This window comes from Curtobacterium sp. PhB170, from assembly GCF_003752345.1.
Taxonomy (GTDB): Bacteria; Actinomycetota; Actinomycetes; order Actinomycetales; family Microbacteriaceae; genus Curtobacterium.
Genome location: NZ_RJUM01000009.1, coordinates 312,256 through 326,027, shown reverse-complemented (window position 1 = coordinate 326,027; position 13,772 = coordinate 312,256). Strand labels below are relative to the sequence as shown.

The window sequence follows — 13,772 nt, the reverse complement described above, 5'->3', positions numbered from 1 at the left end:
GGGTGACGCCACGATGAGACCGTGTTCCACGACCTGCTGCGCCTCCCCGTCACCAGCCGCGACGTCCTCGTCCCCGTGGACGTCCTCGCGGTGCTGCTCACCGCCTGGGTCGTCACGGCCCCCGTGCTCCGACGCACCCGTGCGCACCCCGTCCGGGCCGTGCTCATCCGGCTCGCGGCGTTGCTCGTCGGCGCGGGGGCCGGGCTCGTCGCGGTCTGGTGGACGGGCGACGTCCAGGACCTGTTCGGGGTCGCGTTCACCCCGGTCACCCGGATGTGGATCGCCTTCGCGTTCGCCGCGGTCGCCCTGCTGCTCGTCGTCCTCGTGCAGGGCGGCTGGACGCTGCGGGTGGTCGCCGTCGGTGCGGCCGCCGCGGTCGCGCTGTCGGCCGGTCTCGGGGTGAACGTGGACTTCGGCTTCTACAAGGACCTCGAGCAGGCGGTCGCGACGAACCCGTACGCGACGCGGTCCCTCGCCGTCCAGCAGCACGGTGCGCACGACGGGGCGGTCATCGACGCCGCGCGCTGGCGGGCTCCGGCGCGCATGCCGCGCGAGGGCGAGACCCTGAGCGTCCGGATCCCCGGCACGGTGTCGCACTTCCGCGCCCGGAAGGCCGTGGTGTGGCTGCCGCCGGCCGCCCGGGTCGCCCACCCGCCGACCCTGCCCGTCCTCGTGGCGCTCTCCGGCCAGCCCGGGCAGCCGGCGGACATGTTCCAGACCGGTGACCTCGGCCGGTACCTTGAGCGCTATGCCGACGCCCACCACGGTCTCGCCCCGATCGTCGTCTCCCCGGACCAGCTCGGTGCTCCTGAGCGCAACCCGATGTGCGTCGACTCCCGGCGCCTCGGCCGGAGCGCGACGTACGTGATGACCGACACGGTGCGGTGGATCCGGGAGCACCTGCCGGTCGCGACGGCGCCGAGCGCGTGGGGGATCGTCGGGTTCTCCCAGGGGGCGACGTGCGCGATGCAGTTCTCGACCGCGCACCCGGACGTCTTCGGGTCCGCGCTGGCGATCTCGAGCGAGGCCGGACCGCGGAACGGCACGGTCCAGAACACGATCGCCCTGGGCTTCGGCGGGTCGGCCGCCGCGTACCGCGCAGCGTCGCCGAGCGCGATCATGACCGCGCACGGCCGGTACGGCGACCACCTGACGGTCTTCGGGTTCGGCCAGGACGACGCTCCGTACCGGGCGTCCACCGATGCCCTCCGAGCGGTCGCCGAACGCGTCGGGATGCAGGCGCCGCTCGTGGTGTCGCCGGGCTCCGCGCACGACTGGAACACCGTGCGGTACGTCCTGGCACACGGTCTGCCGACGGTCATCGCACACCTCGGGCTCCCCGCGACGACGGGCGCCCTGTGACCCGCACCGGGTGGGGCTGGCGCGGACCACTGCGGGCGGTCCGTCGCCACCCGGTGACGACCGCGATCGTCGTCCTCGTGCTCGCCACCTCGGCCGCCGCGGTCGTCCTCCGCGTGCTGCACGGCGGCGGACCGGTGTCGTACGGCCCGTTCCGGGTGTTCGCGGTGTCGACCGGGGTCGTCGCCCTGCTCGTCACGCTGGCCGGGGTGGTGGTCCTCGTCGGTGCGGCCGAACGGCTGATGGGGTCGTGGCGGACCGTCCTCGCGTTCGTGGTGACGACGACGGTCGGCACCGGGATCGGCGCGCTCAGCGCCTTCGTCGACTCCGACGGGCGCGACGTCGGGTCCTTGCTGCTCGGTCGTGCGACGAGCTTCGACCCGTGGACCGCGATCGTCGGGACGATCGTCACCGCGAGCGCCTTCGCCGGACCCCTGTGGCGACGCCGGATCCGGGTGAACGCGCTCGCCGTGGTGGCTGCGCTGCTGCTGTACGCCGGACACGCCTCGGACCTCTACGCCGTGCTGGCCGCCGGTGCCGGCTGGCTGCTCGGCGAACTGCTCCGTCGGACGCCGAAGCGCAGCGGCTGGGTACGGAGCTCCCACCGCGAGACCCGGGTGCTGCTCGGCACCGTCGTGCTGGTGTCCGCCGTCGGCCCCGTCATCGCGCTGGTCTCGCGCGCACGGGTCGGCATCCTCGCTCCGATCGCGGCGGTGGTGGGCGCCGGTCCGGTCACGCCGGTGCACGGGTGCCGCGCCGACGGGGTCGCGGGGGAGTGCCTCCGCGCGCTGCTCGCGTACCGCGCGACCGACCCGTGGAGCCTCGTCCTCGCTGCCGCACCGCTCCTCGTGCTCGTCGTCGGCGGCCTCGGCCTGTTCCGCGGCAGCCGGTTCGCTGTGTGGCTCGTGGTCGTGGTCGACGTCGTCACGGCGGTCGCTGCGGCAGTCACGTACGGCGCGGTGCCGGGACGGATCGAGCAACTGCGCGGGCCGGAGGACCGGTTCGTCGTCGACGTGTCCATCGCCGCGTCGATCGTCGTCCCGCTCGCGACCGCCGTGGTGCTCGTGCTGCTCCGACGGTCGTTCACCGTGTTGCCGTCACGCCGACGGGTCGTCACCTTCGCGGTGACGGTCCTCGCCGCCGCGGGCGTCGTCGTGACCGCGGTCCTGGTCACGGCCGCCTCGTCGCCGCAGCACGTCGAGGACCCCCTGCGCCTGGCCGTGGCCGCGCTCGGTCCGATCGCGCCGGTGACGTTCTGGGACCGGCTCCCGTCGCTGCACCCGATGCTGCGCGTCGTGATCGGTCTGGCCGGTCCGCTGCTCTGGTTCGTCATCGCCTTCGCAGCCGTCCGGCCGACGGGGGCGGTCGAGCCCGATGCGGACGGTGACCGGACCCACGGCGACCGTGAACGCGCCAGGGCGCTCCTCGAGGCCGGCGGCGGTGACGCGTTCGGGTGGATGACGACCTGGCAGGGCAACGCGTACTGGTTCGCCGCGGACGGCCGTGCCGGTGTCGCCTTCCGCCGGAACGGCCGGGTCGCGGTGACGGTCGGCGGTCCGTTCGGCTGGCCGGACGCCCGCGCCGACGCCATGACGGCGTTCGCGCGGTGGTGCGACGACGTGGGCTGGACGGCCGTCTTCTACGGCATCGGCACGGACACCGCCGACACCCTCACCGCCCAGGGGTGGAGCACGCTGCCGGTCGCCGAGGACGCGGACCTCGACCCGAGGGTCTGGACGACGAGCGGCAAGCGCAAGCAGGACGTCCGGACGGCGGTGAACAAGGCGAAGCGCGACGGCACGACGGCCACCTGGTCGTCCTGGCAGGAGCTGCCGGGCTCGACCACGCGGCAGATCGAGGCGATCTCCGAGGAGTGGGTGTCCGAGCGGGACCTGCCGGAGATGGGCTTCACGCTCGGCGGCGTCGACGAGATGCGCGACCCGGCGGTCCGCGTCCTCGTCGCGCAGGACGCCGCGGGCACGGTGCTCGCCGTCACCAGCTGGCTCCCCAGCCACCGCGCGGGCCGCGTCGTCGGGTGGACGCTCGACGTCATGCGCCGGACCGGTGCCGCCCCGAACGGCGTGATGGAGTTCCTCGTCGCCAGCGCCGCGGAGCGGATGCGCGAGGACGGTGTCGAGCGGCTCAGCCTGTCGGCGGCGCCGCTCGCACAGGCGGGTGAGAACGCTGCGCCGAGCGATGGCGTGCAGAGCCTGCTGGACCTCGTCGGGGGCGTCCTCGAACCGGTCTACGGGTTCCGCTCGCTGCTCCGGTTCAAGCAGAAGTTCGGCCCGGAGCTGCACCCGCTCGTCCTCGCCTACCCCGACCCGGTCGCGCTGCCGTCGATCGGCCTCGCGGTCGTCCGGGCGTACCTGCCGGACCTGTCGCTGCGGCAGGCGGTCGCGCTCGCGCGCGGACGCGGCTGACCCGTCATGGTCGGCGGGGCCGGTGCGGTGGACGCGACCGGGCGGCGGACGGGAGGCGCGGTGCGGGCCCGCCACGGGCCTCCCGGTCGTGCGCCGCGTCGCCCCGTTACGTGCCCCGCGCCGGCCCGACGCGTCCGTCACCGGTCTGGGGTATCGTTCCGACTACGCAAGCGCTCCGGGGTCGGTGTAATTCCGAACCGGTGGTGACAGTCCACGAACTGATGACGGGTGCGAACCCGGCAGAGGTTGACTCGGTGAAACTCCGGGACCGACGGTGAGAGTCCGGATGGGAGGCGCGCTGGCGGACGAGACGACCCACCCTGCGTGGGACGACCCGTCCGTCGATGCCGACGATCGTCGAACACCCCCGGAGTCCCGTTGAGAGGACACCAGTGTTCACCGGCATCATCGAGGAACTCGGCACCGTCACCGCCGTCGAGCAGCACGGCGACTCCGTCGCGCTCACCGTCCGCGGGCCGATCGTGGTCGCGGACGCCAGCCACGGCGACTCCATCGCCACCAGCGGCGTCTGCCTGACCGTCGTCGAGCAGACTCCCGACTCCTTCACCGCCTTCGTCATGAAGCAGACGCTCGACATGAGCGCGCACGGAGCGTTGCGGGTGGGCGACCGCCTGAACCTCGAGCGCGCGGCGTCGGTCGGCGACCGCCTCGGCGGCCACATCGTGCAGGGCCACATCGACGGCACCGCCGCCGTGCTCGAGACCGCGGACGGCGACGGCTGGCGCCGGGTGCGGTTCTCGCTCGCGCCGGCGCTCAGCCCGCTCGTCGTCGACAAGGGATCGATCGCGCTCGACGGCGTCTCGCTCACCGTCAGCGCCGTCTCACCCGAGGACACCGCGCCGGACGCCGCCTGGTTCGAGGTCAGCCTCATCCCGGAGACGCTCGAGGCCACGACCCTCGGCCTGCGCGTGCCGGGCGACCGGGTGAACGTCGAGACCGACGTGCTCGCGCGGCACGTGCGCCGGATGCTGCGGCTCGACGCCGCCGTCGGCTCGCTCGAGACCGTCGGACCGCTCGAGACCGTCGGATCGGAGGCCCGGTGATGGTCGCCGCGGTCCCGCAGACCCTCGGCTCGTCGAGCATCGAGGCCGCGATCGCGTCGATCGCGACCGGCCGCCCGGTGATCGTCGTCGACGACGAGGACCGCGAGAACGAGGGTGACGTCATCCTGTCCGCCGAGCTCGCGACGCCGGAGTGGATCGCCTGGACCGTGGCGCACTCGTCAGGGTTCATCTGCGCGCCCGTCAGCACCGAGATCGCCGACGCCCTCGACCTGCCGCCGATGGTCCAGCACAACGAGGACGTCCGTGGCACCGCGTACACCGTCACCGTCGACGCAGCCGTCGGGGTCACCACGGGCATCAGCGCCCACGACCGAGCGCGCACGCTGCGGGTCCTCGCCGACCCGACCTCCGTGCGCGACGACCTGCACCGCCCCGGCCACGTCGTCCCCCTGCGGGCACGACCGGGCGGGGTCCGCGAGCGTGCGGGGCACACCGAAGCCGCGATCGAGCTCGTCACCGCAGCCGGGCTCCGGCCCGCCGCGGCGATCTGCGAGATCGTCGACGAGGACGGCAGCATGATGCGGCTGCCGGCGCTCGTCGCACTCGGGGCGCGCGAGGGCGTGCCCGTCATCACCATCGCCGCGCTCGTCGAGTGGCTGGACGCGGCAGACCGGACGGCGGCAGCAGCTGCCCTGTCCACGGAAGGAACAGCACGATGAGCGGAGCAGGCGCGGCGGACCGCGACCACGTCGACGGCACCGGGATCCGGGTGGCCATCGTCGCCGGGCAGTGGCACGACACGATCGCGGCGGGTCTCCTCGCCGGGGCGCAGCGCGAGGTCGAACGGCTCGGCGCCACCGCGTCGGTGTTCCCGGTCCCGGGGAGCTTCGAGCTGCCCGTCGTCGCGAAGACCGCCCTCGAGGCCGGGTTCGACGCCGCGGTCGCGCTCGGCGTGATCATCCGCGGCGGCACCCCGCACTTCGAGTACGTGTCCGACGCCGCCACGAGTGGGCTCACCCGCGTGGCGATCGACACCGGCAAGCCCGTCGGGTTCGGCGTGCTCACCCTGGACGACGAGCAGCAGGGCATCGACCGGGCCGGGCTGCCCGGCTCGAAGGAGGACAAGGGCGCCGAGGCCGTGCACGCCGCGGTCGCGACCGCGGTGATGCTGCGCTCGTTGCGCGTGCTCGCGTAGCGCGGTTGGTTCCCGACACGGCGCCCGCACGCAGAACGGCCCCGCACCTCGAGAGGTGCGGGGCCGTTCTGCGTGGCGGAGTGGTTACCGCTTGCCGAACACGTGGATCGGCAGGAAGAAGGAGAGGGTCATCAGGATGAGGCCACCCATGAAGATGAACGCCTGGCCCGAGTCGACCTGGAACGCGAACCCGAACAGGTACATCGACACCAGCAGCAGCAGGATCGAGAAAACAGCGGCGATGACGCGGCCCACGGGATACCTCCGGGTGTCGACGAGTGGAACGTCGCCAAGTCTATCCCCAGGAACGGGGATGGTCGTTCACGCGCCGGGCTTCGTCGCGATCAGCCGGTCCACGACGGCGAGGAGCGCCTCCATGTCGACGGTGCTGCGCTTCGGTCGACCGTCGCTCGCGGCACCGAGGGAGGCCTGGTGGTACAGGCCGTCGCCGAGGAGTTTGACCGCCTGGGCGGTGGGCTCGTCGTGGAGGGCGTCGACGAGGGTCACGAGCCAGGCGTTCTCGGTGTCGTCGAGGGTCCGGCCCGCTTCTTCGTAGCCGGCCTGCTGCAGGCGGCTCGCGGCGAGGAGTGCGAGGTCGAGCTCGCTGCCGACGAACAGGCAGTTGCGGACGAAGTAGCGGGCGGCACCGTCCTCGGCCTCGGCCATGCGCTCGACGTCGATCGCGGACAGGTCGGAGAGTCGCTCGCACAGCCCCTCGACCAGGGCCGCCTTGGAGCCGAAGTGGTACAGCAGCCCGCCCTTGGAGACACCGGCGCGGGCGGCGACGGCGTCGAGCGTCGCGGGACGTTCGCCGTCTTCGCACACGATGGCGACGAAGCTGTCGAGGACGCGGTCGCGGGCACTGGCCATGGGCACGAGTCTAGGAGGAGTTGTGCACGAGCAGGTGCAGGCGTCGCGGGCCGTCCCGCGACGCCTGCACCCTGCCGGTCGGGGCGCTCGGCGCGTCAGCCCTTCAGCGCTCCTGCGGCGATGTTGGCGATGAAGTGGCGCGAGCCGATGATGAACACGCCGATGAGCGGGAAGACGCTGATCACGGCGCCGGCCATCACCGCCCCGAGGTCGGTCGCGTTCACCGAGCTCAGTCCGGCCAGGGCGACCTGCAGGGTCTGCCCCTTCGGGTCGATGAGGACGATGAGCGGCCAGACGTAGTCGTTCCAGGCGGTGATGAAGGTGAAGATGCCGAGGAACGCGAGCCCGCCGCGGAGCATCGGGACCGCCACCGACCACCAGGTGCGGAAGAACCCCGCTCCGTCCACCCGGGCCGAGTCGATCACCTCGTTCGGGATCGACGAGGTGGCGAACTGCCGGAGCAGGAAGATGCCGAACGCGTTCGCCGCCCCCGGGATGATGAGCGCCTGCAGACCACCGATCCACCCGAGGTTCGCCATGAGCACGAAGCTCGGCACCAGCGACAGGCTGCCCGGCACCAGGAACGTGGCGAGCATGACGGTGAACAGTGTGCGCTTGAACGGGAACTCGTACTTCGCGAAGGCGAACGCGGCGAGCGAGTCGAACAGCATGACCAGGACGGCGGTGCTGCCGGCCACGAGCACGGTGTTCAGGAGTGCCCGCAGCATGTCCACGTTGCTGAACACGGACGCCACGTTCGCGAGGGCGTTGTCCCCGAACCAGAGCGACGGCGGGTAGCCGAAGATCTCGGCGTTCGTCGACGTCGACATCACGAGCAGCCACCAGAACGGGAAGATCGACAGCAGCACCCCGATGATCAGGCAGAGGTGCGTGACGGCGGTCCCGAGCCAGCCGCGGCGGAACCCGCGGCCACGGTCGTTCCCCGCGGCGCCCGGTCGCCCGAGTGCTGCAGCGGTGTTGGTCGTCGTCGTGGTCGGTGTCGCGGTCATGCGTCGACCCCCTTCGTGCTGGTGCGGACCGTGCGGGCCACGCGGAGTCGTCGTGGGGTCTTCAGGCCGTCGCGTTCACTGAGCAGACGCCAGTTGATGATCGCGAACACCACGGAGAACAGGAACAGCACCCAGGCGATCGCCGAGCCGTACCCGAAGTCGAACTGGTTGAACGCCTGCTCGTACTGGTAGAGCACGATCGTCATGCCGGCCTCGTCGGGGCCGCCCACCGCTTGTCCGTTGAAGAGGATCTGCGGCTCCGTGAAGAGCCCGAGCCCACCGATCGTCGACGTGATGAGGGTGAACAGGATCACCGGGCGCAGCAGCGGCACGGTGATGCGCGAGAAGATCTGCCACGCGTTCGCGCCGTCCACCTTCGCGGCGTCGTACAACTCGGTCGAGATGGACTGCAGTCCGGCCAGGTAGATGATCGCGTTGTAGCCCGTCCAGCGCCAGATCACCATCACCGAGATGGTGACCTTGATGCCCCAGTACGACGACAGCCACCCGACCGGGTCCGCACCGAGTGCGCGCAGTGCCGCGTTCACCAGGCCGAAGCCGTCGGAGAACACCGAGCCGAACACGATCGCCATCGCGACCATGCTCGTGACGTTCGGCACGAAGAACGCGACGCGGTAGAAGCCCTTCGCCCGGATGTTGCCGTGCAGCAGGAACGCGAGCACGAGCGCGAGGAACAGCATCGGGATCGTCGACATGACCCAGATGAGGAACGTGTTGCCGACGGCGTTCCAGAACCGCGGGTCGCCGAGCAGGTACTGGTACTGGGCCAGACCGACGAACGCGGGGGAGCCGACCCCGTCCCAGTCGGTGAACGACAGCACGATCGAGAACACGATCGGGAACAGCCCGAACACCAGGAAGAGCACGTAGAACGGCGCGATCGCGACGTACTGCGGCCAGAACCGGCGGAGCCCGTACCGCTTGCCGGTCGCTGCGGTGGTGATGGAGGACGTCGGGGTCCCGACGACCGCGGGGATGCTCGTGGTCGGTGGTGCTTGCTTGGTGCTCATGCGCGGACCCCCCGCTTGTCGAGGACCCGGTTGGTCTGGTCGACGGCGTCCTGCCAGGCGCGGTCCGGGTCCTTGCCCCCGGCCTCGACGTTCGTGATCTCCGTCGCGAACGCACCGATGAACCGTTCGGAGTTCGAGATGTACGTCACCGGGACGTCCATCGCCGAGGCGTTGAAGAACGCCAGCGGGTCCTGGTCGCCGAAGTAGTCGCCGGGCTTCCGCATGATCCCGTTGTCGAACGACGCCGGGGTGGAGGGGAACAGCTGGATGTCGTTGTACGTGTGCGACTGCACCTCGGGCGAGGTGATCCACTGCGCGAACGCGGCGGCCGCGGCCGGGTCCTTCGAGGTCTTCGGGACGGCGAGGAACGACCCGCCGCTGTTGCCCGGGCGATCCGGTTGCCGGGCGACCCGCCACGTGCCGGCGGCGTCCGGAGCGGTGTCGTGGATGACCTGCGTCCACCACGCGCCCTCGATCTGTCCCGCGACCCGGCCGGACACCCACCCGGCGTTCTGGTCGGTGCCGGACTGCAGGTTGCCGGTGAGGCCGGAACGGACGCAGGCGACGGCGTTCTCCCACGCCTGCCGCACCGAGCTGTCGTCCTGCTCGAAGACCGGCTGGTCGTCGCGGTCGAAGTACCGCGTGGGGCTCGCGTAGATGTACTGGTTGAAGAGCTGGTTGGCGGTGATGACCGTCGCGGCGTCCGCACCCTTCCGGATCTTCGCGCCGAAGGAGCGGAACCCGTCCCACGTCGCGATCGCGTCGGAGACCTCGTCCGGGTCGGTCGGCAGCCCGGCCTTCGCCAGGACGTCCTGCCGGAAGAAGAAGCCGGTCGGTCCGGTGTCGACGGGCCAGAAGCACTGCCGGCCGCTCGGCGTCCGGCCGAGCGCGCTCTTCCAGTCGTAGTACTCGTCTCGCTTCGTCGCGCCGCCGTGGTCGTCGAAGTCGGTGAACAGGTCTTCGTCGGGGAAGTAGAGCCAGCAGTTCGAGTTGACCATCAGCACGTCGGGGATGAACGCGTTGCCGGCGAGTGCCGTCCGGAACTTGGTGTCGTACGAGGCGCCGCCGATCAGGTCGGGGCGGAGCCGCTTGGACCCCTGCCCGGCGATCCCCCCGGCGGCCTGCCGCAGGAACTTCGGGTCGAGCGACCGGTTCCAGTACCAGAGGACGAGTTCGTCAGGGTCCTTGGAGATGGCGGTGCTCGTGGAGCACCCGGCCAACAAGGCGGTGGTGGCGAGGGCTCCGAGGGCACCTGCGCCGGCGAGGAACCCCCGCCTGCTGAGACTGATCGATGGAGATGACGTCACGAAACTACCTGCTCTCGTCGTTGAGATCGGGTTGGAAACAGCGATACCGGGTCCCCGGAGCGTTCGACCGTGAACGCTCACGAAGTGGTCCAGAGCATCCTCTGTGAGACACGCCGTGTCAAGCACTTCCGCATTGATCCGCCGGGCGTGTGGCACTAGCGTCGTGGTGACCGTGAAGGTTCACGAGACGACAAGGATCCGCATGTCAGCGCAGACCGCGAACACCGCCAGCACCCCGACTCCGACGGTCGCAGACCGCCCCGGCTGGGCCGTCCTCGGCCCCGGGGGCATCGCCCGCCGCTTCCTCTCCCAGCTGCCCGCGAGCGGTGGTGCACTGGTGGCCGCCGGCAGCTCGTCCACTGAGCGAGCGCAGACCTTCGCCGACGAAGCCGCGCAGCTCGGGTTCGCCGACGTCTCCGCTGCGACCTACGACGAGGTCCTCGCCGACCCGCGCGTCGATGCCGTGTACGTGTCGACCGTGCACACCGGGCACGCGCGGCTCGTCCTCGCCGCGCTCGAGGCTGGCAAGGCCGTCCTGTGCGAGAAGCCCCTCGCCCCGAACCACGGCACCGCCATGGCGCTCGCCGATGCCGCACGCCAGGCCGGCCTGCCGCTGGTCGAGGCCTTCATGTACCGCTTCCACCCGCAGACCGCCGCACTGCTCGACCTCGTGCGGGACGGCGTGATCGGCGAGGTCACGCACATCGACGCCTCGTTCGCGTTCCGGACCGGTGAGCGGACCGGCCGACTGTTCGACGTCGACACGGCCGGCGGCGGGATCCTCGACGTCGGCGGGTACCCGGTGACGATGGCCGCCGCGATCGTGCAGGCCGCGACCGGTGTCGCCGTCGCCGAGCCGACGGAGCTCACCGCCACCGGCACGCTCGGGCCGACCGGTGTCGACGAGTGGACCGTCGCGCAGCTGACCTACCGCGGCGGCATCACCGCCTCCGTCCGCACCGGCGTCTTCGTGCAGGACGACAACGCGGTCGCGGTGTACGGCACGCGCGGTCGCCTCCTGCTCGCCGACCCGTGGACCCTCGGCGCCGACCCGACGATCGAGGTGCACGCTGTCGACGAGGACCCGCGCACGCTGTCCTTCGCCGGCGAGCACCCCTACGCACGTGAGGCCGACGCCACCACCGACGCCCTGCGTGCCGGTGCGGTCGAGGCAGCACAGATGACGATCGACGAGTCGCTCGCGACCGCTCGCACCCTCGACAAGTGGCGCGCCGCGATCGGCCTGCGCTACCCGTTCGAGGCCGAGTCCGCCGACATCCCCACCGTGAGCGGTCGGCCGCTCCGGGTGCAGGACGGCAACCCCATGCAGTACGGCGAGATCCCGGGTGTCGGCAAGCGGCTGTCGCGCCTGGTGATGGGCGTCGACAACCAGCCCGACCTCGCCCACGCCAGCGCGATCTTCGACCTGTTCGTCGAGCAGGGCGGCAACGTGTTCGACACCGGCTACATCTACGGCGGCGGTGTGCTCGAGGGCCGGCTCGGCAAGTGGATCCAGAACCGCGGCGTCCGCGAGGACGTGGTCGTCATCACGAAGGGTGCGCACACGCCGTTCTGTGACCCGGAGTCCCTGACGAAGCAGCTGCTCGAGAGCCTCGAGCGCCAGGGCACCGACTACGCGGACATCTACATGATGCACCGCGACAACCCGGACATCCCGGTGGGGGAGTTCGTCGACGTCCTCGACGAGCACCGCCGCGCCGGCCGCATCCGCGTGTACGGCGGGTCGAACTGGACGCCGGCACGCTTCGACGAGGCCAACGCCTACGCACGGGCGAACGGCAAGCACGAGTTCGAGGTCCTCAGCAACCACTTCGGCTTGGCCGAGGCCTACGACGTGCCGTGGGACGGCTGCGAGCACGCGACCGACGCCGCGTCGAAGGCGTGGCTCGAGGAGCGTCAGGTCCCGCTGCTGCCGTGGTCGTCGCAGGCCCGTGGCTTCTTCACCGGTCGTGCGACGCCGGATGACACCAGTGACGCCGAGCTCGTCCGCTGCTACTACAGCGACGAGAACTTCGAGCGGCTCCGTCGCGCGCGGGAACTCGGCGACCGGTTCGGCGTGCCCGCCACGGCGATCGCCCTGGCGTACGTGCTCAACCAGCCGTTCCCGACGTTCCCGCTCTTCGGACCGCGTACGATCGCGGAAGCCCGATCGTCCATGACGGGCCTCTCCGTCGACCTCACCCCGGAACAGGTGGCATGGCTGGACCTCCGCGACTGACCCAGTCGCCACCGGACGGCCCGCACTCCGGCGGCCGCGCGACGATCATCGACGTCGCCGCGGCCGCCGGGGTGTCCCGGCAGACCGTCACCCGCGCGATGAACGGCATGTCCGGCATCAGCGCGACCACGAAGGAACGGGTGCTCGCCGTCGCGGCGGCGCTCGACTACCGGCCGTCGCGCTTCGGCCGCGGGCTGGTCACCGGCGGGGACCACCAGCTCGGGCTCGTCGTGAACGACCTGCGGAACCCGTACACGCCCCAGCTCGCGTCCGCCGTGTTCCGGCTCGCCGCCGAGCAGGGGTGGAACGTCATGCTCGCCGACGTCGACCTGGCGAGCGACGCCGACCGGATGGTCCAGGCGCTCGGTGCGCAGACCGACGTGGTCATCGGCTACCTCGGCTCGCGCCGGCACCGGTGGAGCGAGCTCCTCGGCAACGTGCCGATGGTCGAGCTCGACCCGTCATCCGACCCGCCCACGGCGGCGGTGTGGATCGACCCCGCCGACGCGATCGAGGCCCTCGCCGACCACCTGGTGGCCACCGGGGTCCGGCACCCCGTCGTGCTCGACAACTCGTCGCCGGACCACACGAGTGCCCGCGGCCTGCTCATGCTGGACGCGCTGCACCGCCGCGGCTACCTGCCGGAGCTCGTGCACGCGCCGCACGGCACCGCCGAGTGCGGTGCCGACGAGACGGTGCGGATCCTGGCTCGGAAGCGCCGACTCGACGCGATCCTGGCCTTCAACGACGTGATGGCGCTCGGCGTGCTGCAGGCCTGCCGCCGCGCGGGCGTCGACGTCCCCGGTGAGGTCCGGGTCGTCGGCGTCGACGGCCTGCCGCTCGGCGCTTTGGTGTCGCCGATGCTGACGACCCTGGCGGTCGACCTCGACGCCGTCGCGCGTGAGGCCCTCGCGCTCGCGCTCGGCATGCTCGCCGGTGAGCTGCCGCGGCACGGCGCCGCAGTGCAGCGCACCGTGCGCCACAGCCTGCTGGTCCGCGACTCCGCCTGACGGCGCGCCCCGCCCGCCCGCCCCCGCAGGCGCGCCCCGCCCCGCCCCGGTCCCGCCCCCGAGGTTCCGAAATCTCGGCATGTCGGCGCTCAGGCCGCCCGACATCGGAACCCGGGCAGAGACCACGCGGCGTGTTGTGGAACCCCGGCACCGAAACCCCGGCACCGGAACTCCGGCACCGGAACCCCGGCACCGGACGCAGGTCGTGCCGTCGCCCCAGCCTCCCGCCCTGGGCGGGACCAGCCGTCGGACTGGAGGCGCGTGGCGAGCCCGCCACGGGCCTCCCGTCAGCCTGTTGGTTGC

General features: G+C 71.7%; 12 protein-coding genes and 1 riboswitch. Of the genes, 7 read left to right on the top strand and 5 right to left on the bottom strand.

What is annotated here, in order from left to right; genetic code table 11:
• Positions 1-21: 21 nt before the first annotated feature.
• The 5 genes from EDF40_RS05675 (at position 22) to ribH (ending at position 6,002) form a co-directional block, all read left to right on the top strand.
• Positions 22-1,362, top strand: coding sequence for an esterase family protein (locus EDF40_RS05675; RefSeq protein ID WP_260212535.1), 1,341 nt, complete (start codon positions 22-24; stop codon positions 1,360-1,362).
• The gene (locus tag EDF40_RS05670) at positions 1,359-3,782 is read left to right on the top strand and encodes a bifunctional lysylphosphatidylglycerol flippase/synthetase MprF (RefSeq protein ID WP_123338821.1); all 2,424 of its coding nucleotides are present in this window, start codon (positions 1,359-1,361) and stop codon (positions 3,780-3,782) included. The genes EDF40_RS05675 and EDF40_RS05670 overlap by 4 nt, the downstream gene beginning before the upstream one ends.
• 167 nt (positions 3,783-3,949) lie before the next feature.
• Positions 3,950-4,084: riboswitch (FMN riboswitch) on the top strand.
• 90 nt (positions 4,085-4,174) lie between these two features.
• Positions 4,175-4,846, top strand: a complete 672-nt coding sequence (locus EDF40_RS05665) for a riboflavin synthase (RefSeq protein WP_123338822.1) — start codon at positions 4,175-4,177, stop codon at positions 4,844-4,846.
• Entirely contained in the window at positions 4,846-5,526 is a 681-nt protein-coding gene (ribB, locus tag EDF40_RS05660; RefSeq protein WP_123338823.1) for a 3,4-dihydroxy-2-butanone-4-phosphate synthase, read from the top strand. The genes EDF40_RS05665 and ribB overlap by 1 nt, the downstream gene beginning before the upstream one ends.
• Entirely contained in the window at positions 5,523-6,002 is a 480-nt protein-coding gene (gene ribH / locus EDF40_RS05655; protein ID WP_123338824.1) for a 6,7-dimethyl-8-ribityllumazine synthase, read from the top strand. Before ribB ends, ribH begins: the two co-directional genes overlap by 4 nt.
• Positions 6,003-6,086: 84 nt before the next feature.
• Here the strand turns inward: ribH and EDF40_RS19130 are convergent, their stop codons facing one another.
• From EDF40_RS19130 to EDF40_RS05635, 5 genes are all read right to left on the bottom strand, one after another.
• The gene (locus EDF40_RS19130; RefSeq protein ID WP_159574085.1) at positions 6,087-6,257 is read right to left on the bottom strand and encodes a hypothetical protein; all 171 of its coding nucleotides are present in this window, start codon (positions 6,255-6,257) and stop codon (positions 6,087-6,089) included.
• A 66-nt stretch (positions 6,258-6,323) separates the two neighbouring features.
• Positions 6,324-6,872 carry a TetR/AcrR family transcriptional regulator gene (locus EDF40_RS05650; protein ID WP_123292071.1) on the bottom strand — a complete coding sequence of 183 codons (549 nt, stop codon included), beginning with the start codon at positions 6,870-6,872 and terminating at the stop codon, positions 6,324-6,326.
• Positions 6,873-6,967: 95 nt separating this feature from the next.
• Positions 6,968-7,882 carry a carbohydrate ABC transporter permease gene (locus tag EDF40_RS05645; RefSeq protein WP_123292072.1) on the bottom strand — a complete coding sequence of 305 codons (915 nt, stop codon included), beginning with the start codon at positions 7,880-7,882 and terminating at the stop codon, positions 6,968-6,970.
• On the bottom strand, positions 7,879-8,913 hold the full coding sequence (locus EDF40_RS05640) for a carbohydrate ABC transporter permease (protein ID WP_111084305.1): 1,035 nt from the start codon (positions 8,911-8,913) through the stop codon (positions 7,879-7,881). The genes EDF40_RS05645 and EDF40_RS05640 overlap by 4 nt, the downstream gene beginning before the upstream one ends.
• The gene (locus EDF40_RS05635; RefSeq protein ID WP_260212536.1) at positions 8,910-10,220 is read right to left on the bottom strand and encodes an ABC transporter substrate-binding protein; all 1,311 of its coding nucleotides are present in this window, start codon (positions 10,218-10,220) and stop codon (positions 8,910-8,912) included. The genes EDF40_RS05640 and EDF40_RS05635 overlap by 4 nt, the downstream gene beginning before the upstream one ends.
• Before the next feature lie 202 nt (positions 10,221-10,422).
• Between EDF40_RS05635 and EDF40_RS05630 the strand changes: the two genes are divergently transcribed.
• Positions 10,423-12,459, top strand: coding sequence for an aldo/keto reductase (locus tag EDF40_RS05630; RefSeq protein WP_123338825.1), 2,037 nt, complete (start codon positions 10,423-10,425; stop codon positions 12,457-12,459).
• Entirely contained in the window at positions 12,438-13,469 is a 1,032-nt protein-coding gene (locus tag EDF40_RS05625) for a LacI family DNA-binding transcriptional regulator (RefSeq protein WP_123338826.1), read from the top strand. The genes EDF40_RS05630 and EDF40_RS05625 overlap by 22 nt, the downstream gene beginning before the upstream one ends.
• The last annotated feature ends 303 nt before the right edge of the window (positions 13,470-13,772 follow it).

Bases quoted from the DNA above. Each gene is read 5' to 3' on its own strand.
- EDF40_RS05630 (WP_123338825.1), top strand. From the start codon at position 10,423: ATGTCAGCGCAGACCGCGAACACCGCCAGCACCCCGACTCCGACGGTC.
- EDF40_RS05625 (WP_123338826.1), top strand. From the start codon at position 12,438: ATGGCTGGACCTCCGCGACTGACCCAGTCGCCACCGGACGGCCCGCAC.
- EDF40_RS05640 (WP_111084305.1), bottom strand. From the start codon at position 8,913: ATGAGCACCAAGCAAGCACCACCGACCACGAGCATCCCCGCGGTCGTC.
- ribB (WP_123338823.1), top strand. From the start codon at position 4,846: ATGGTCGCCGCGGTCCCGCAGACCCTCGGCTCGTCGAGCATCGAGGCC.
- EDF40_RS05645 (WP_123292072.1), bottom strand. From the start codon at position 7,882: ATGACCGCGACACCGACCACGACGACGACCAACACCGCTGCAGCACTC.
- ribH (WP_123338824.1), top strand. From the start codon at position 5,523: ATGAGCGGAGCAGGCGCGGCGGACCGCGACCACGTCGACGGCACCGGG.
- EDF40_RS05650 (WP_123292071.1), bottom strand. From the start codon at position 6,872: ATGGCCAGTGCCCGCGACCGCGTCCTCGACAGCTTCGTCGCCATCGTG.